Here is a 17,302-nt window from a genome sequence, read left to right as displayed (position 1 = left end):
CGCGGCGCCGCCGGGGACGAGGCCCCGGCGGCCAGCCGCTGCGGAGCGCCGGTGCCGTCGGCGGGCACCGACCAGACCGCTCCCCCGTATCCGTACGCGAGGGTCTTCGCGTCCGTCCACAGCGCCTGGTCGTCGAAGCCGCGCCGCTCGGCGACGGGGTGCTCGCGCCCGGTGCGCAGCTCGTACACGTACAGCCGCCACGGCTCGCGCGGGCCGTCGGAGACCCGTTTCTTGAAGGCGATCAGGGTCCCGTCCGGGGAGAGCGAGGGGCATTCGACGTTCTCCCGCAGGGCACGGGCGGACCAGTTCCGCATGTCCCCCTCCACGAGGTGGGTGCGGCCGCCGGTCGAGACGGTGGCGTAGAAGCGGTTGTCGTCGGCGGCGAAGGTGACCCCCCAGTAGTTGACGTCGGGGGCGTGGTGGCGGCGTCCGTCGAGGGTGAGCGGGATCTGCTCGATGTTCTTCACCAGGTAGCCGGTGCGCAGGTCGAGGATCGAGGTGCGGGTGGCGAAGGACGAGCGGGCGTACGAGTCGCCGGTGGCGAACATCGTCCAGGCCAGCATGCGTCCCGAGGCGGAGACCCGGGCCCGGCTGGGGATGCCCGGCAGGCCGATGCGGCGGACCTCACGGAGGCGCCGGTCGAGCACGAGGACGTACGAGCGGACGGGGACGCCCGGCCGCCGCTGGAGGCAGAGGGCGGTGCCGCCGGCCGCGTGGAAGCGGTCGCAGGTGGGTCCTCCCGTCACCCGTCCGCCGGGTGCGGCCGGGTCCACGCGCGCGAGGCGGCCGGTGGCGGTGTCCCGGACGTAGAGCGCGCCGGTGCCGCCGTCGAGCGTGAAGCCGGGGTCGGCGGTGCCGGTGGCGGCGGCCCGTCCGGAGGCGGCGGCCCGCAGGGTGTAGGCGGTGGCTCCGCCGCCGAGCAGCAGGAGGGCGAGGACGAGGATCGCCACACGCGCGCGCGTGGACGCGGCGATGTTCATGTCGTGGTCCCTTCGGGGGTGGGGCCGTACGGCAGCAGGCGAGCGGCGCAGCACAGGGCGGCGGCGAGTGCCAGGAGCGCCGCGACGAGCGCCGTCTCGGGTCCGCTCGCCGTCCAGACGGCGCCGAAGGCGACGGCGGCACCGAGCCGGGCGAGGGCCTGCGCGGTCTGGACGACCGCGAGACCGCCGGCCTGCCGCCCCTCGGCGAGGAACGGTCCGGTGAGGGCCATCAGGACGCCGTCGGTGGTGGCGTAGAAGACCCCGAGCAGCAGGAGGACGCCCACGAGGGCCGCGGGGCCGGGCAGGGGCGCCAGGAGCAGGCCGTAGGCGAGGAGCAGGGCCCCGTGCCCGTACAGGAGCGGCCCGCGCCGCCCGAAGCGGTCGGCGAGCCGGCCGGCGGGGACGGCGAGCAGCAGGTAGACGCCCGCCGCGCCGAGCGGCAGGAACGGGAACCAGGTGGCGTCGAGGTCGAGGCGCCGCTGGAGCAGCAGGTAGAGGAAGGAGTCGCCGACGGTGGCGGCTCCGAGGAGGGCGGCGCAGAGCACGATCCGGCGGTACGCGGGCGAGTGCCGCAGGCTCGCGAGGAGTGCGCCACGCGCGCGTGGCTGCGCCATCTGCGTCGGCGACACGCCCCGCGCCTGACCGGGGACGAACAGCAGCCAGAGCAGTACGCCGAACGCGCCGACGCAGAAGCTGACGGCGAAGACCGCCTCGTACGTCTCGGCCGTCGCCCACAGCAGTGCGAAGGCGGCGAGGGGGCCGAGGAGGGCGCCGGTGGTGTCCATGGCGCGGTGGGTGCCGAAGGCGCGGCCGAGGTCCTCGGGCGGGCTGTGCAGGGTGATGAGCGCGTCGCGCGGGGCGGTGCGGACGCCCTTGCCCAGCCGGTCGGCGGCGAGGGCCGCGGCGATCCCGCCGGTCGCCCCGCCGGCGAGGAGGAGGCCGAGCCGGGAGCAGGCGGAGAGGGCGTATCCGAGTCCGGCGACCTGCTTGTGGCGGCCGCCGCGGTCGGCGGACGCGCCGCCGAGCAGCCGTACGAGCGCGGTGGCGCCGGTGGACAGGCCGTCGAGGAGTCCGAACTGCAGCGGGGAGAGGCCGAGTCCGAGGACCAGGTAGAGCGGCAGGACGGCGGTCACCATCTCCGAGGAGACGTCGGTGACGAGGCTGACCGCGCCGAGGACGAGGACGGTGCCGGGGACGCGCCGCCGGGTCCCGGTGGGACGGGGCGGCGCGTCGCGGCGACCGGTGGTCGCGAGGTACATCAGTGGCAGGTGTAGGTCGGGCCGGAGTCCTTGACCTGGTCGTCGGTGCCGACGTACTGCCAGGTGTAGGTGGTGTCGGTGAGGTCCAGCTTGAGGACGCCGTACGTGCCGCTGATCCGCTTCTGGCTGTTCGGCTGGACCGTCTCGATGGGGTAGGGCTCGGCGCCGCCCATGCCGCCGACGATCTCGACGATGCCGTCGGCGGTGGCCCGCCCGTCCGGGTCCTGCGGGGCGAAGCGCTCGTAGTGGTGGTCGTGTCCGTTGAGGACGAGGTCGGCCTTGGCCGCGTACAGGATCCGCCAGACGGGCTGGGAGACGGGGTCGTTGCCGTGGCCGCCGGAGGAGTACAGCGGGTGGTGGAAGTAGGCGGCGACGCAGCCCTTGGTGTTGCGGGCGAGGTCGTCCTTGAGCCACTGGATCTGCGCGGCGTCGTCGAAGGTGTTGGAGTCGAGGGCGACGAAGTGCCAGTTGCCCTGGTCGTAGCTGTAGTACGGCTTGCCCTGCGGGTAGGCGATGGCGCCGAAGTACGACTTGTAGCCGGAGAACGCGCCGGCCGGGTCGTAGGACTCGTGGTTGCCGGGCACGGGCCGGGTCTGCGCCTTGAAGACGCCCCAGGTCTTGTCGTAGTAGTTGCGGAAGTCCGACAGACGGGCGTCGTCGTACTGGTTGTCCCCCATCGTCAGGTAGAAGGACGGCGCGATCCGCTGGGCCAGGGCGGCGGTCTTCGGGTGGGCGCAGGAGCTGCTGGAGGCGGTGCACTGGGCGGCGATGTCGCCGGCCGCGACGACGGTGAAGGAGCCGGTGGGCGGGGGCGTGGTGCTGGTGGTGCCGTAGACCTCGACCGTCCAGAGGGAGTAGCCGTACGAGGTGCCGCGGGCGGTCCCGTAGACGCGCAGGTAGCGGCCGGTGCCGGTGAGGCCCGTCCAGTCGTCCGTGCCGCCGTTGCCGGCGGTCTCGGTGGCGAGCCGGGTCCAGGTGGTGCCGTCGGCGGAGATCTCGACGCGGTAGGCCTTGGCGTAGGCGACCTCCCAGACGAGCTTGACGCGGGAGACGGTGGCCGAGGGGCCGAGGTCGACCTTGATCCACTGCGGGTCGATGCCTTCGGCGCTGGCCCAGCGGGTGGTGGAGATGCCGTCGAAGGCCTTCTCGGGGCCGAAGGTGGAGTCCTCGACGGAGGAGGACGTGGCCGGCCTGCCCTGGGAGATCAGGGTGTCGGCGGCGGCTCCGGCCCGGTCCGGGAGGGCGAGCAGGAGTCCGCCGACGAGCAGCAGCACGGCGGCGAGGACGAGGGGCAGACGGTCGGTGGTGCGGCGGGGTGGGGCGGAGGCGAACGGGCGCATACCTGGGCTCCCTGGCCTGAGGGGTCGGCGAGAGCTGGACACCGGTGCGGGGCACCACGACCGCGCCGCGGGGCACGGACCGGGCGCCCGTGCCGCGTGGTGCGCGCACGGGCGACCGGCCGGGTGGCGATGCGGGGCGCCACGCGGCGGGTGGTGCTCGGCGGCCGGGTCAGAGCTCTCGCTGAGCGCGTCACGTCCCTGGGGTGGAGCTTGGGAGGGAACTGGGGTGGAGCTTGGGGCGCCGCGCCGAGCCGCTGCCGGGGAGGATAGCGGACAGGAAGGTTTCCTACCAGACCCCCAACACCCCGCCGTCCACCCCGACTTCAGGCGACGCGGGGAGGCCTCAGAGGCTGATGTGGTACGCCTTGCGCAGGGTCTCGTGCACGGTCCAGGTCGTGCGGTCGCCCTCCCGCAGCACGCACGCGTCGCCGGGGCCGATCTCCAGGGTCTCGCCGCCCTCGACGGCGACGGTCGCGCGTCCGGAGACCACCACGAACAGCTCGTTGGCCTCGGTGTCGGTGACGACGCCGGGCGTGATCTGCCAGATGCCGCGCAGCTGCCTGCCGTCGGGCGACTCCCACAGCACCTTGCCCGTCACCTCGGGCGCGCCGGAGACGATCTGGGCGGGGTCGAGGGGCTCGGCTTCGAGCTCCGCGTCGGGGATGTGCACGGCGAAGGAGGGCACGTCATGAGTGGTCATGGGCGGTGACTGTAGCGGGGGTCCGGGGGCGCTCCCAGGCCGGGACCGGGTGGAGGAACAGCCTCCGTTTCGGCTCCCACCAGGCGCGATGCCGAGAACCCACCGCGGCGACGAAATCCGCACCGGCTCGCGGTCACGGCGCCCCAAGGGCGTCGCGGCCGTCCCCGCCCTCACGGACCGGTGGCCCGTCACGGATTCCGCAGGCACCTGCCGGCGTGTGGCAGGAGGTCGCCAACGAGGTTTGCGGGGCCGGTGATCGCGCCAAGGAATGGGACATGTCCACACAGGTGTCCGAAGAGGTACGGGAGGCGCTCCACGAGGGCCGGCCCGTCGTCGCGCTGGAATCGACGATCATCGCCCACGGCCTGCCGCGCCCGCGCAACCTCGCCGTGGCGACGGAGCTGGAGGAGTCGGTGCGGGCCGGGGGCGCCGTCCCCGCGACGATCGCGGTCGTCGACGGCACGGCCAGGATCGGCCTCGACCGGGCGTCCCTGACGAGGATCGCCGAGGACCCGTCGGTGCGGAAGCTGGGCCACCGCGACCTGGCCCCGGCCCTGGCGACGGGGGTGACCGGGGCGACGACGGTCTCCGCGACGGCCTGGCTGGCCGACGCGGCCGGCATACGGGTGTTCGCGACGGGCGGGCTCGGCGGCGTGCACCGCGAATGGAGCGAGACCCAGGACGAGTCCGCCGACCTGCGGCTGCTCGCCCGGGTCGGGATCACCGTGGTGTGCGCCGGGGTCAAGTCGATCCTCGACGTGCCCGCGACGCTCCAGCGCCTGGAGACCCTGGGGGTGACGGTCGTCGGCTACGGCACGGAGCAGTTCCCCGGCTTCTACCTCTCCTCCTCGGGTGAGCCCGTCGACTGGACCCTGCGCACCCCGGCGGAGGTGGCCGGGGTGATACGCGCGCAGGACGCGCTGGGCGGTCCCAGGGCGGCGCTCGTCGTGGCCAACCCGGTGCCGGTGGCGGAGCAGTTGGATCCCGCGCTGCACGACCGGGTGCTGGCGCGGGGCCTGGCGGCGGCGAAGGAGAAGGGGATCACCGGGCAGGCGGTGACGCCGTTCCTCCTCGAATACCTGACGGTGCACACGGAAGGAGCGTCCCTGGAGGCCAATCTCGCGGCGGTACGGGGCAATGTGCGGCTCGCGGCGAGCATCGCGGGTGCGTACGCGTCGGGGGCGGGGCACGGCGCGCAGGCCCCGGACACGGAGGCCGTCCCCGAGACGGCGGCCCCTGACTCCGCGGCCCGGGGCTCGGCGGCGTCCGGCGACGGCGGCCGGTGACCCGGGCCGGGGGCGCGCTGCTCGTCGTCGGGGACGTGGTCACGGACGTCGTCGCCCGGCACCGGACCCCGCTCGCCCCGGCGACGGACACGGCGGCGGAGATACGGACCCTGCCGGGTGGCGCCGGTGCCAACGCGGCCTGCTGGGCGGCGCGTTCGGGCGGCGGGGAGGTGCGGCTGCTCGGCCGGGTGGGGACGGACGCGGCCGGCTGGCACGAGCGGGCGCTGCGGAGGGCGGGCGTGCGCCCGCTGCTCGTCCCGGACGCGGACGCGGCGACGGCTACCGTGATCGCGCTCGTGGACGGCTCGGCGGAGCGCACCTTCCTGACGGACAGCGGCGCGGCGCTGCGCCTCTCCCCCGCCGACTGGTCGCCGGGACTCCTGGAGGGCGTGGCCCGGCTGCACCTCTCGGGGTACCTGTTCTTCGCCGCGCCGAGCCGCGAGACGGCCTGCCGGGCGCTGCGGGACGCGCGGGCGGCGGGGGTCCCGGTGAGTGTGGACCCGGCGTCGGCGGGGTTCCTGGCGGAGCTGGGCGCGGACCGGTTCCTCGCGGCGGCGGACGGCGCCGAGACGCTGCTGCCCAATGCCGACGAGGCCCGTTCGCTCACCGGGTGCGGCGAACCTGAGGCGGCGGCCGCGGCGTTGAGCCGGCGGTTCCCGCTGGTCGTAGTGACCCTCGGGGCGGCCGGGGCGCTGGTCGCCGAGGGCGGAGCGGTCACCGCGCGGGTGACGGCGCCTCCGGTGCGGCCGGTGGACTCGACGGGCGCGGGCGACGCGTTCACCGGGGCCTTCCTGGCGGCGCGGCTCGCGGGCGAGGACGCGGTGCGGGCCGCCGGGGCGGGCTGCCGCGCGGGCGCGGAGGCGGTCACCACGGTGGGCGGCAGACCCCCGACCGGCCGGGGCGAGGACTGAGCGGGAGCGCGGCGTCGGCACCGCCCGGCCCCTGCCCCCGCGCGTCACGTCCGCAGGCCCGTCCAGGCCGGGTGGCGAGGGTCGTCGGCGCGCACGACCGCGTCCGCCGCCTCGGTGGGGCCGACCTCCATCTCGTACCGGGCGAAGGCGGGCAGGGTCCAGGCCTCCTCGGTGCGCCGGGCGAGGGCGCCGGGCGTGAGGCGCAGATGCACGGTGAGGTCGAAGGGGAACCAGTGGCCGAGCAGGAAGGGCCCGTGCAGCACGAGCACCCCGCGCGGCGGCAGCGTGACGTACGGGCTGCGGGTCGCCCGGTCCGTGACCGGGTCCCACAGGTCGGGGAGCACGCGCCCGGTGCCGCCGGGGTCCAGCGGCCCGAAGACCTCCCGCCACAGGGCCCCGGTGTCGGTCCACCCGCTGTAGTACGCGTCGGGATCCTGCTTCCCGTACTCGTACCGGAGGGAAGCCGGCCGCAGGAAGCCGCCGGTGCTCACGACCTGGACCGCCCGCCCACGCGTGCGCAGCGCCTCGGCGAGGAGCCCGGCGAGTTCGCCGCCCGGCGCGGCGGGCGGGCCGTCGATGCCGACCTTGAGCCAGTCGTCGCCCGCCCCGGCGGTCGACGCGTCGAGGTGGCCGGCGAGCGTCTGCGCCAGCCGGTCCCAGGTGATCGCCTCGTATCGCATGCGCCCATCCTGCCTGCCCCGCCCGCCCCTGACGTGTACCGGCCGACGTCTTCGGCCGTACGGTGGCCTGGCCGCGCGGCCGCACGGCAGCCACGGACGAGAGGACCGGTTCCCCATGAGCCGCCGTCAGGAAGCACTGCCCTACGAGACCACGGAGGCGACGACGCCCTTCGGCCTCGGGCTGCACCATGTGCAGCTCTCCCTGCCGCCGGGCGAGGAGGAGGTGTGCCGCCGCTTCTACGTGGACGTGCTCGGCATGACCGAGATCCGGAAGCCGCCGGTGCTCGCGGCGCGCGGCGGCCTGTGGGTGCGCTCGGACGCGCTGGAGATCCATCTGGGCGTCGAGGACGACTTCCGGCCGTCCCGCAAGGGGCACCCGGGCATCCTGGTCGCCGACATCGACGGCCTGGCGAAGCGGCTGGCGGGCCTGGGCGTCGAGGTGACGTGGGACGACAACTTCCCTGGTCACCGGCGCTTCTACGTCGCGGACTGCCACGGGAACCGGCTCGAGTTCCTCTGCCCACAGAGCTGACCCCTCGTCTCGGGCTTGACCTTGTCACTGGCGTCACGGTTCGACCCTCGGGGCATGGACACCACCACACCCACCAGGGTCGTCGTCGTCACCGGCGCGGGCACCGGCATCGGCCGGGCCACCGCGCGCTCCTTCGCCGGGCAGGGGGCCACGGTCGTCGCCGTCGGCCGCCGGGCGGAGCCGCTGCGGGAGACCGCCGAGGGGCATCCGGGCATCCGTCCGTTCACGGCGGACATCACCGCGGACGGCGCGGCCGAGGAGATCGTCCGCGCCACGCTGGCGCACCACGGCCGGCTCGACGTCCTCGTCAACAACGCCGGGATCTCCGCCGGCGGCCCGCTCGGCACCCTCGACCGTTCCGTCATGGCCCCGCTGCTCGAGACGAACCTCGTCGCCCCGGTCCTGCTGACCCAGGCGGCCGTCCCCGCGCTCCGGGAGTCCCGGGGCGTCGTGGTGAACGTGACGACGACGATCGGTCAGCGCGGCTGGCCCGCCAACTCCTTCTATCCGGCGACCAAGAGCGCCCTGGAGACCCTGACCCGCTGCTGGGCGGTCGAGCTCGCGCCGGACGGCGTCCGGGTCGTGGCGGTCGCGCCCGGCGCGATCGAGACGCCGATCGCCGACCACATGGGCCTCTCCCCCGAGCAGCGCAAGGCGGTGCGGGAGTGGCAGCTCGCGCACACCCCGCTGGGGCGGGTCGGCAGGCCCGAGGAGGTCGCCTGGGCGATCACCTCGCTCGCCGCTCCGGACGCCGCCTTCCTGACCGGCACCGTACTGCCCGTCGACGGGGGCGCGCTGGTCTCGTGATACGACCGCGCGAGGAGGTGGCGTCCTTGCGCATCGGTGAACTGGCCCGGCGGACCGGGGTGTCGGCCCGGGCGCTGCGGCACTACGAGCAGGCGGGGCTGATCGCGTCGGTCCGCGCGGCCAACGGGTACCGGGTGTACGAGGAGACCGCCGTCACGCGGGTGTCGAACATCCGGTACCTGCTGGACGCGGGGTTCACCCTCGACGACGTGTCGGCGTTCCGTACGTGTCTGGACGGGGACATCTCGGCGGCTCCGCCGTCCCCTCGCGCCCTGGAGATCGCCCGCGAGCGGCTCGCCGTGATCGACGCACGCATCGCGGCCCAGACGGCGGCCCGAGACCGCCTGGCGAAGGCCCTGGCGGCACAGTCCTGAGCTCAGGCTCTCCATCACAGCACCCGAGCTCAGGCCCTCATCGCGCCACCCGGGCCCAGGCCCCGGTCGCCCCGCCCCGTTCTCAAGCCGACGCGACGGCCGACACGTCCGCCCCCACCGGCCCTTCGAGTGTGGCGCGGCCCGACTCGACCGCCTCGCCGAGCGTCAGCTCTCCCGCCGCGAGGGCCCGGCAGGTCGCCGCGTCGGTCCGCAGCCGGGCGTCGGGGGCCTCCACCGCCCCGTCCCCGTAGGCCACGGCCCCGTCCGCCCCGAGCTGTACATGGAACTCGCCCTCGTCCAGCGTCACTTGGACGACCCCCGCGCCGAGCTCCGTCAGCACGCCGAGGAGCGGGATCGCGTACCAGTGGGCGCGCACCGCGTCGGTGGGTCGCGGCTCGCCGAGGTCGGGCGCTCCCCAGGCGGCGAGGGTGCGCAGGACGGGCAGCAGGTCGCGTCCGCGCGGGGTGAGTTCGTACACGTACGCCGAGACGGGCGGGGGCAGCCGGCGCCGGGTCACGAGCTCGGCGCCCTCCATGTCCTTGAGGCGGCCGGCGAGCATGTCGGTGCTGACGCCCGGCAGGTCGGCGTGGAGGTCGGTGTACCGGCGCGGTCCGGCGAGGAGTTCGCGGACGACGAGCAGGGTCCAGCGGTCGCCGACGAGGTCGAGGGCGCGCGCGGCGGCGCAGTGCTGGTCGTAGCTGCGGCGGCGTGGCTGACGTGGCATGCGACGCAGTCTAGACATGTTGTTGGACTTTCCAAGCTCGAACTTGGTAAAACCAAGCAACACTCATTCCGGGGACCTGGGAGGTCGGACATGGAGTTCCGGCAGTCGAGCAAGCTGAACGAGGTCTGCTACGAGATCCGCGGCCCGGTGATCGAGCACGCCAACGCCCTGGAGGAGGCAGGCCACAGCGTCCTGCGCCTCAACACCGGCAACCCGGCCCTCTTCGGCTTCGAGGCCCCCGAGGAGATCGTCCAGGACATGATCCGGATGCTCCCCAAGGCCCACGGCTACACCGACTCGCGCGGGATCCTCTCCGCCCGGCGCGCGGTCGCCCAGCGCTACCAGTCCATGGGCCTGCCGGACGTGGACGTCGACGACATCTTCCTCGGCAACGGCGTGTCCGAGCTGATCTCCATGGCCGTGCAGGCCCTCCTGGAGGACGGCGACGAGGTCCTCGTACCCGCCCCGGACTACCCGCTGTGGACGGCCGTGGTCACGCTCGCGGGCGGCAAGCCCGTGCACTACCTGTGCGACGAGTCCGCCGACTGGTACCCGGACCTCGACGACATGGCGTCGAAGATCACCGACCGCACCAAGGCCATCGTCGTCATCAACCCCAACAACCCCACGGGCGCCGTCTACCCGAAGGAGGTCCTGGAGGGCATCTTCGAACTCGCCCGGCGCCACGGCCTGATGGTCTTCGCCGACGAGATCTACGACCAGATCGTCTACGACGAGGTCGTCCACCACCCGGCCGCCTCGCTCGCCCCCGACCTGGTCGTCCTCACCTTCGGCGGGCTCTCCAAGACGTACCGTGTCGCGGGCTTCCGCTCCGGCTGGCTGGTCGTCACCGGCCCCAAGCAGCACGCGAAGAACTACCTGGAGGGCCTCACCATGCTGGCCTCCATGCGGCTCTGCCCCAACGCCCCCGCCCAGTACGCCATCCAGGCCGCGCTCGGCGGCCGGCAGTCGATCCACGAGCTCACCGCCCCGGGCGGTCGGCTGCGCGAACAGCGCGACCGGGCCTGGGAGAAGCTCAACGAGATCCCCGGCGTCTCCTGCGTGAAGCCGAAGGGCGCCCTGTACGCCTTCCCGCGCCTCGACCCCGCCGTGCACAAGATCCACGACGACGAGAAGTTCGTCCTCGACCTGCTGCTGCGCGAGAAGATCCAGGTCGTGCAGGGCACCGGCTTCAACTGGCCGCGCCCGGACCACTTCCGCATCCTGACCCTGCCGTACGCCGACGACCTCGACGCCGCCATCAGCCGCATCGGCCGCTTCCTCAGCGGCTACCGGCAGTGACGCCCGACCCCCTCTGCTGTCATGATCTAGAGGTCTGAAGGCCGAGGAGAACGGGAGGGCGGCCGGTCATGGATGCGGCGCTGATAGCCGTGGCGGGAACCCTGTTGGGCGTCGTCTTCACGCACTGGTTCCAGGGGCGGGCGACCGAGCGCACGGCCGCGCTCGCCCGCACCGAACAGCTCCGGCAGGAACGGATCGCGACCTACAGCGCCTTCGCGGGCGCCGTCGTCGACTACCGGCACAGCCAGAACGACCGCTGGTTCCGGATGCGGCAGCAGCCCGGCTCGGAGGAGGCGGAGGAGTCCCGGCACGCCTCCTACCGGCAGCGCACCGCCGCACGCCAGGCGCTCTTCCGCGTCCAGTTGGTGTGCGACGACCCGGAGGTCCGGCGGCTCGCCGAGGCGGCCTTCGTGGATTCCCACTGCATGCACGAGGCCGTCGACGAGGCGGACCGCGCCCGCCGCTCCGAACAGGCCAAGGAGGCGCTCGCCGTGTTCATCGCCGCCGCCGCGCCCGGCGTCCGCTGATCGGGGACCGGCCGTGGACCTCGTCGCGCCCGTCGTCGTCGAACCGCTCAGGCGCCGCCGCTGCTCCGAGTGCCACCGGGGGCCGCTGGAGCGGATGATCGTCGAGTTCAACGCTCCGGTCTGCCTGGACTGCGCCGACCTCGGCCATCTGGTCTTCCTGCGCCGGGGCGACACGGCGCTCACCCGCCGCGCCCGGGAGGCCAGCACCCTCTGGGCGGTGGTCGTACGGCACAACCGGCGCCGTACCCGGTACGAGCGCCAGGGCCTGCTCGTCGAGGAGGCCGCCCTCGCCGAGGCGGAACGGGCCTGCCTGGCGGACGCGGACGCCCGGGCCGCGCGGCGGGCCCGGGACGCGCTGCGGCGCGCCGCCCTCGACGCCGAGGTCACCCAGGTGCTCCGGGCGGAGATCCTGCGGCTCTTCCCGTCCTGCCCGGCGGACCGGGCCACGGAGATCGCCGTCCACGCCTCGGCGAAGGGCAGCGGACGGGTGGGGCGCACGGCGGCGGGCCGCTCGCTCGACCGCGGCGCGGTCACCGCCGCGGTACGAGCCTCCGTACGGCATGTGGACACGCCGTACGACTCCCTGCTGATGCAAGGGGTCCCGCGGCACCAGGCCCGGACTCGGATCGCGCCCGCCATCGAGGCGGTGCTCCGGACCTGGCGCCAGGACGGCGGAACCGTGAACGGCCGGGAACGCGGCTGACGGCTCGGGCGTCAGCCGCGTAGGGCGGACAGTCAGGCCTGGTCGGCGGAGCGGCGGGCGCGGCGGTACAGCAGGGCGCCGCCGAGGAGCAGCGCGGCGCTCGCGGGGACGGCGTAGCCCATGGCGTCCGAACCCGTGGCGGCCAGCGAGACGGTGCTGGTCTCGCCCTGCGGCGTGTGGACCGGGGCGGCCGGGGGCACGGTCTCGGCGCGCGGCGCCGGCACGTTGCGCACGGGGGTCTGCGGGCGCGGCGTCGGCGTCTCGATGGGCTGCTCGGGCTTGGCCGGGCCGTTCACCGAGGTGTTGCCGAAGACGGGGTTGAGGATGCCGACCACGTTGGCCGAGTTCCCGCTGAGGTTCACGGGGAGGTCGACGGGCAGCTGGAGGCCGTTCCCGGAAAGCACGCCGGGGGATCCCGCGGCGTGGGTCTCGGCGGTGGACCCGCCGCCGTTGGAGGAGCCTCCCCCGTGGGAGCCGCCGCTCTGGGAACCGCCGGCCTGCTCGCCGCCGCGCGGGGTGGCGGGCTGGTCCTTGTGGGTGCCGCTGCCGCCCTCGTCCCCGTAGCCCCCGGTCTCGGGCTCGGTGGAGTGGTTGGCGCAGCTGTTGCCGAAGGCCGGGTTGAGCAGCCCGACGACGCTGACGGTGTTGCCGCAGGCGTTGACCGGCACGTGCACCGGCAGCTGGATCGTGTTGCCGGAACCGACTCCCGGCGAACCGACCGCGGCGCCCTCGGCGCCGGCGTCGGCGTGCGCGGCGCCCGCCGAGAGGGCGAGCGCTCCGCCCGTGACCAACAGTGTGGCCAGACCACTTCGGCGAATCTGCCTCATGGCTTCCTGCCTTCCGGAGGTGTGCACGGGCAAGTGCCCGTACCGGAATCAACGCGACAAACGTGTGCGCCGGATCCGGCCGTTGACCGGATTCACTCCATCGAGTGGGAATCCGTTCGAGTGTCGGGTCAACCTCCGTCGGCGTCCGTCACACCGGCCGGCGTCCCTGAATGCCCGTCGGCGGGCGTCAGCGCCCCAGGAGGTCGGTGAGGGCGCCGACCGGGTCCGGGTCGGGGGCACCGCGCGGCCACCAGTCCTCGCGGCCGGCGTCCGACTCGTACCCGTACCAGAGACCGTCCCGGCCCAGCCGGAGCTGGAGGGACTCCCCGGAGAGCCGGTTGCGCCAGGGACGGAACGCCGGGAAGTCGGCGGCGAGCAGCGCGGGTCTGGCCCGGTCGAACGGGCCGGCCGGCGGGTCCCAGGGCTCTTCGAGGACGGCGAGGCCAGCCGCACCGCCCTGCCGCCAGGCGGCGACGGCGCGGGCGAGGTCCGTGGGCGTGCGGTCGAGGGCATACGCCAGGTCGCGGTAGAGGGCGCGCGACGAGGCGGTCAGTCCGGAGCCGGGGTGCGCGGCCGCCAGCCGGACCGCGTCCTGCCAGGGGGTGAGCGCGGCGACCGGGTCGTGGCCGGTGGCGAGGAAGACGTGGGCCCGGGCGGCGGCCTCGGTGGCGAGGAGGTCGAGGGCGAGCGGATCGGGGGCGTCCGGGTCCGGCGGGAAGACGGCGGGGCGGCCGGGCCGGTCCGGAACGGGCAGCTCGGGCGGCAGCGGCGGCAGTCCGGGCGCGGTGGCCGCGTCGAGCGCGATCCGGGCGGGGACCGTGGGCATCGGCGGGGCGGCGGCGCCCGCCTCGGCGGCGCCCCGGGCGGCGTTCCGCCGGGTGAGTTCGGCCAGGAGCTCCTGCTCCCCGCGGCCCCGCATCAGGAAGAGGACGAAGGGGTCCTCGTCGAGGAGACGGGCGGCCTGGTAGCAGAGGGCGGCGGCGTGCTTGCAGGGGTAGCCGTCGTCCGGGCAGGAGCAGTCGGGGACCAGGTCGCCCGGCGCGGGCAGCAGTCCGGTGACCGCCTCCAGGGCGTGCGGCACGTCCTTGTCGAGGAGGGCGGCGATGTGGTCCGGGCGGGCGGCAGCCTCGTCGAGGAACCGCTCCCAGCCGTCGTCGCCGAGGGTCCGCATCCTGATCTCGGTGCGGTACGGGCGGGGCCGGGTGCCGTGCACGTAGGCGACGACCCGGCCGGGGGTGACCGTGATCGCGTCGACGTGACCGCGCCCCGCGTACGCCTTGCCGCGGGCGAGCCGGGCCGGGTCGAGTGCGGTGTTCTCCAGGGCCGCGACCCAGGCGTTCCCCCACCAGGTGGCGGCGAACCGGCCGTCGGGGGCCGAGCGCGGCGCGAGCTGCGGGAAGCTGCGGCGGCGGTCGTCGTGGCGGGGTGCGGCGCCCCGTGCGGCCCGGGCGCCCCGGATGTGGTTCACGAGGGCCTCCTCAGGGACACCAGGTCGGCGAGCTCCCGGTCGGTGAGTTCGGTGAGGGCGGCCTCGCCGGAGCCGAGGACGGCGTCGGCCAGGGCCCGTTTGGCGCGGAGCATCTCGGCGATGCGGTCCTCGACGGTCCCCTCGGCGACCAGCCGGTGGACCTGCACCGGCTGGGTCTGCCCGATGCGGTAGGCCCGGTCGGTGGCCTGCTCCTCGACGGCCGGGTTCCACCAGCGGTCGTAGTGGACGACGTGGCCGGCCCGGGTGAGGTTGAGGCCGGTGCCCGCGGCCTTCAGGGAGAGCAGGAAGACGGGGACCTCGCCGGCCTGGAAGCGGTCGACCATCCGCTCCCGCTCGGCCACCGGCGTGCCGCCGTGCAGGAGTTGGGCGGGGATGCCGCGCGCGGCCAGGTGGTCGGCGAGGAGCCGCGCCATCGACACGTACTGGGTGAAGACGAGCACGGACCCGTCCTCCGCGAGGATCGTGTCGAGGAGCTCGTCGAGCAGGGCGAGCTTTCCGGAGCGGCCGGCGAGGCGCGCGGTGCCGCTGCCGCGCGGGGCCTGCTCCTTGAGGTACTGCGCGGGGTGGTTGCAGATCTGCTTGAGGGAGGTCAGCAGGCTCATGACGAGGCCGCGCCGGGCCATGCCCTCGGCGCCCTCGATCCGCGTCATGGTCTCGCGGACGACCGCCTCGTAGAGCGAGGCCTGCTCCCGGGTGAGGGCGACGGGATGGTCGGACTCGGTCTTCGGCGGGAGTTCGGGGACGATGCCGGGGTCGGACTTGCGGCGGCGCAGCAGGAAGGGCCGCACGAGCCGGGCGAGCCGCTCGACGGCCTCCTCGTGCTCGATCTCCTCGTGGTTCTCCACGGCCCGGGCGTGCCGGGAGCGGAAGGCCTTCAGCGGGCCGAGCAGGCCGGGGGTGGTCCAGTCGAGGAGCGCCCAGAGTTCGGAGAGGTTGTTCTCCACGGGGGTGCCGGTGAGGGCGACCCTGGCGGGCGCGGGGATCTCGCGGAGCGCCTTGGCGGTCGCGGAGAACGGGTTCTTGACGTGTTGGGCCTCGTCGGCGACGACCATCCCCCATTCCCGCTCGGCGAGGCGGGCGGCGCTGGTGCGCAGCGTGCCGTAGGTGGTGAGGACGAAGCCGCCCTCGGTGCCGTCGAGGTCCCGGTCCGTGCCGTGGAAGCGCCGGACGGTCACGTCGGGGGCGAACTTCCGGATCTCCCGCTGCCAGTTGCCGAGGAGGGAGGCCGGGCACACGACGAGGGTGGGGGCGCGGCGGGCACGGCGCAGGTGGAGGGCGATGAGGGTGACGGTCTTGCCGAGGCCCATGTCGTCGGCGAGGCAGCCGCCGAGGCCGAGCGAGGTCATCAGGTCCAGCCAGGCGAGGCCGCGGAGCTGGTAGTCGCGCAGGGTGGCGGTGAGGCCCGGCGGGGCCTGCACGTCCTCGGGACCGGCCAGGAGCCGGTCGCGGAGCGCGGCGAGGGCGCCGACGGGGACGGCGGGGACGGACTCGCCGTCCACCTCCGCGGTGCCGGTGAGCGCGGCGGCGAGCGCGTCGACCGGTTCGAGGAGGCCGAGCTCGCGCTTGCGTGCCTTGCGGACGAGGGCGGGGTCGACGACGACCCACTGGTCGCGCAGCCGCACGATGGGCCGGTGGGCCTCGGCCAGGAGGTCCATCTCGCGCTCGGTGAGCGGGTCGCCGTCGAGCGCCAGCTGCCAGTTGAACCGCAGGAGCTCCTCGCTGTCGAAGAACGAGGTGCCGTCGGTGGCGGAGCCGGGCGCGGCCTGGGCGGGGCGGACGACGGCGGAGGCGCTGAGCGAGCGGGCGAGCTCGCGCGGCCAGTGCAGGGCGACCCCGGCGTCGGCGAGCCGGGCGGCGGCCGGGCCGAGCAGTTCGTACAGCTCGTCCTCGGTGACGGCGAGGACGTCGGGCACGTCCCGCTCAAGGAGCCGGGAGAGCGGGGGCCAGACGCGGGCGGCCCGGCGCAGGGCGAGGACGGCGTCGATCCGGGCGCGGGGCCCGAAGTGCTCCCCGTCCCCCGCCCACAGGTCGGTGGCGTCGATGACGAGGGTCGGGTCGGCGAGGCTGTGGATCTGCAGGAGCGCTGCGGCGGCGTGCCGGTCCCCGTCGGCGATGCCGGAGGGGTCGGCGGCATCGGCGGTGTCGAAGAGTTCGTACGGCGAGAGGTCGAGGCGGAGCGAGACCCGCACCCCCGCGTCCATCCCCGCCGCGGCCTCGGCGGCCCAGGCACGCGCGCGGGGCAGGTGCTGTGGGGCGCGCGCCGCGAACGGCGCGCCGACGGCGTGGGCGGCGGCGGGCGTGCGGGGCAGCACGTCGGCGACCGCGTCGAGGAAGGCCCGCACCAGGGCCTCGGGCTCGGGCAGCCGCAGCGGACCGCGCCCCGGCACGGGCACCGCGTACCCCTCGTACGGCAGGGCGGCGGCGACGGCCCGCAGGTGGGCGATGTCCTCGGCGTCCAGGGGCCCGGCCCGCCAGGCGTCCAGGTCGTCCGCGGTCAGCCCCGGCAGGAGCCGCCCGCGCGAGGCGAGGTGCAGGGCGTGCAGGGCGGCTGCGCCCCAGCCGGCGGTGGCGGGGTGCGCGGCCGGATGGTGGCGGGCCGCGACGAGATGCGGCAGGGCGGCCTCGACGGGCAGGATCACGGCGGGCACCGAGCGGCCCCGGGCGCCGCTGCCGTGCCGCCGGGCCACGGTCAGCTCGGCCCGCTCCGCCCCGCTCGCCGCCGGGTCCGGCAGCGGACCGCCGTCGGGGGCCCAGAAGGCGACCCGGCCGTCGCGGGGAAGGGCGGCCGGCAGGAAGACGGCGGCGCTGCTCGTCCAGCTGGGTGTCACGGCTCCGCTCCCTTCCTGTCGGTGGTGCTTTCT

At 74.9% G+C, this 17,302-nt stretch carries 17 protein-coding genes; 8 read left to right on the top strand and 9 right to left on the bottom strand.

Annotated elements, in window-relative coordinates:
- The 4 genes from ABT041_RS08475 to ABT041_RS08460 form a co-directional block, all read right to left on the bottom strand.
- The coding region (locus tag ABT041_RS08475) for a TolB-like translocation protein (protein WP_351181016.1) at positions 1-980 on the bottom strand (980 nt) is incomplete at its 3' end.
- The gene (locus tag ABT041_RS08470) at positions 977-2,239 is read right to left on the bottom strand and encodes an MFS transporter (protein WP_351181013.1); all 1,263 of its coding nucleotides are present in this window, start codon (positions 2,237-2,239) and stop codon (positions 977-979) included. The genes ABT041_RS08470 and ABT041_RS08475, both read right to left, overlap by 4 nt.
- The gene (locus tag ABT041_RS08465) at positions 2,239-3,579 is read right to left on the bottom strand and encodes a discoidin domain-containing protein (RefSeq protein ID WP_351181010.1); all 1,341 of its coding nucleotides are present in this window, start codon (positions 3,577-3,579) and stop codon (positions 2,239-2,241) included. Before ABT041_RS08465 ends, ABT041_RS08470 begins: the two co-directional genes overlap by 1 nt.
- A gap of 343 nt (positions 3,580-3,922) precedes the next feature.
- Positions 3,923-4,279, bottom strand: coding sequence for a cupin domain-containing protein (locus tag ABT041_RS08460; RefSeq protein WP_351181007.1), 357 nt, complete (start codon positions 4,277-4,279; stop codon positions 3,923-3,925).
- A 275-nt stretch (positions 4,280-4,554) separates the two neighbouring features.
- On the opposite strand from ABT041_RS08460, the gene ABT041_RS08455 reads away from it, so the two are divergent.
- A complete protein-coding gene (locus tag ABT041_RS08455) occupies positions 4,555-5,565 on the top strand; it encodes a pseudouridine-5'-phosphate glycosidase (RefSeq protein ID WP_351181004.1) in 1,011 nt (336 codons plus the stop codon).
- Positions 5,562-6,476, top strand: a complete 915-nt coding sequence (locus tag ABT041_RS08450) for a carbohydrate kinase family protein (RefSeq protein WP_351181001.1) — start codon at positions 5,562-5,564, stop codon at positions 6,474-6,476. Before ABT041_RS08455 ends, ABT041_RS08450 begins: the two co-directional genes overlap by 4 nt.
- Before the next feature lie 44 nt (positions 6,477-6,520).
- On the opposite strand, the gene ABT041_RS08445 is transcribed toward ABT041_RS08450, so the two are convergent.
- Positions 6,521-7,156, bottom strand: coding sequence for a nucleoside/nucleotide kinase family protein (locus tag ABT041_RS08445; RefSeq protein ID WP_351180998.1), 636 nt, complete (start codon positions 7,154-7,156; stop codon positions 6,521-6,523).
- Positions 7,157-7,271: 115 nt separating this feature from the next.
- On the opposite strand from ABT041_RS08445, the gene ABT041_RS08440 reads away from it, so the two are divergent.
- Genes ABT041_RS08440 through ABT041_RS08430 form a run of 3 tightly spaced genes read left to right on the top strand, consistent with a single transcriptional unit; the run spans position 7,272 to position 8,869 of the window.
- Positions 7,272-7,688, top strand: a complete 417-nt coding sequence (locus ABT041_RS08440; RefSeq protein WP_351180995.1) for a VOC family protein — start codon at positions 7,272-7,274, stop codon at positions 7,686-7,688.
- Positions 7,689-7,742: 54 nt separating this feature from the next.
- Positions 7,743-8,495, top strand: a complete 753-nt coding sequence (locus tag ABT041_RS08435) for an SDR family NAD(P)-dependent oxidoreductase (RefSeq protein ID WP_351180992.1) — start codon at positions 7,743-7,745, stop codon at positions 8,493-8,495.
- 26 nt (positions 8,496-8,521) lie between these two features.
- Positions 8,522-8,869: a MerR family transcriptional regulator gene (locus ABT041_RS08430; protein ID WP_351180989.1), complete on the top strand. Its 348-nt coding sequence runs from the start codon at positions 8,522-8,524 to the stop codon at positions 8,867-8,869.
- 82 nt (positions 8,870-8,951) lie between these two features.
- Here the strand turns inward: ABT041_RS08430 and ABT041_RS08425 are convergent, their stop codons facing one another.
- Entirely contained in the window at positions 8,952-9,593 is a 642-nt protein-coding gene (locus ABT041_RS08425; RefSeq protein WP_351180986.1) for a winged helix-turn-helix transcriptional regulator, read from the bottom strand.
- A 90-nt stretch (positions 9,594-9,683) separates the two neighbouring features.
- Here ABT041_RS08425 and ABT041_RS08420 point away from each other — a divergent pair, with 90 nt between their 5' ends.
- The 3 genes from ABT041_RS08420 to ABT041_RS08410 all read left to right on the top strand — a co-directional run bounded on the left by ABT041_RS08420 (position 9,684) and on the right by ABT041_RS08410 (position 12,125).
- Positions 9,684-10,895: a pyridoxal phosphate-dependent aminotransferase gene (locus tag ABT041_RS08420; protein WP_351180983.1), complete on the top strand. Its 1,212-nt coding sequence runs from the start codon at positions 9,684-9,686 to the stop codon at positions 10,893-10,895.
- A 68-nt stretch (positions 10,896-10,963) separates the two neighbouring features.
- Positions 10,964-11,422, top strand: a complete 459-nt coding sequence (kilB, locus tag ABT041_RS08415; RefSeq protein ID WP_351180980.1) for a plasmid transfer protein KilB — start codon at positions 10,964-10,966, stop codon at positions 11,420-11,422.
- Between the two features lie 13 nt (positions 11,423-11,435).
- Positions 11,436-12,125: a DUF2293 domain-containing protein gene (locus tag ABT041_RS08410; protein ID WP_351180977.1), complete on the top strand. Its 690-nt coding sequence runs from the start codon at positions 11,436-11,438 to the stop codon at positions 12,123-12,125.
- A 32-nt stretch (positions 12,126-12,157) separates the two neighbouring features.
- Here the strand turns inward: ABT041_RS08410 and ABT041_RS08405 are convergent, their stop codons facing one another.
- From ABT041_RS08405 to ABT041_RS08395, 3 genes are all read right to left on the bottom strand, one after another.
- A complete protein-coding gene (locus tag ABT041_RS08405) occupies positions 12,158-12,952 on the bottom strand; it encodes a chaplin (RefSeq protein ID WP_351180974.1) in 795 nt (264 codons plus the stop codon).
- Positions 12,953-13,139: 187 nt separating this feature from the next.
- Complete coding sequence (locus ABT041_RS08400; RefSeq protein WP_502976410.1) at positions 13,140-14,411, bottom strand: SWIM zinc finger family protein; 1,272 nt, start codon at positions 14,409-14,411, stop codon at positions 13,140-13,142.
- 5 nt (positions 14,412-14,416) lie between these two features.
- Positions 14,417-17,269: an SCO1167/SCO6262 family helicase gene (locus tag ABT041_RS08395; RefSeq protein ID WP_351180968.1), complete on the bottom strand. Its 2,853-nt coding sequence runs from the start codon at positions 17,267-17,269 to the stop codon at positions 14,417-14,419.
- Positions 17,270-17,302 lie beyond the last annotated feature (33 nt).

The sequence above is a fragment of the Streptomyces sp. NPDC002825 genome (assembly GCF_040295385.1).
Lineage (GTDB): Bacteria > Actinomycetota > Actinomycetes > Streptomycetales > Streptomycetaceae > Streptomyces.
This window is presented reverse-complemented; position numbering and strand designations above follow the sequence as displayed.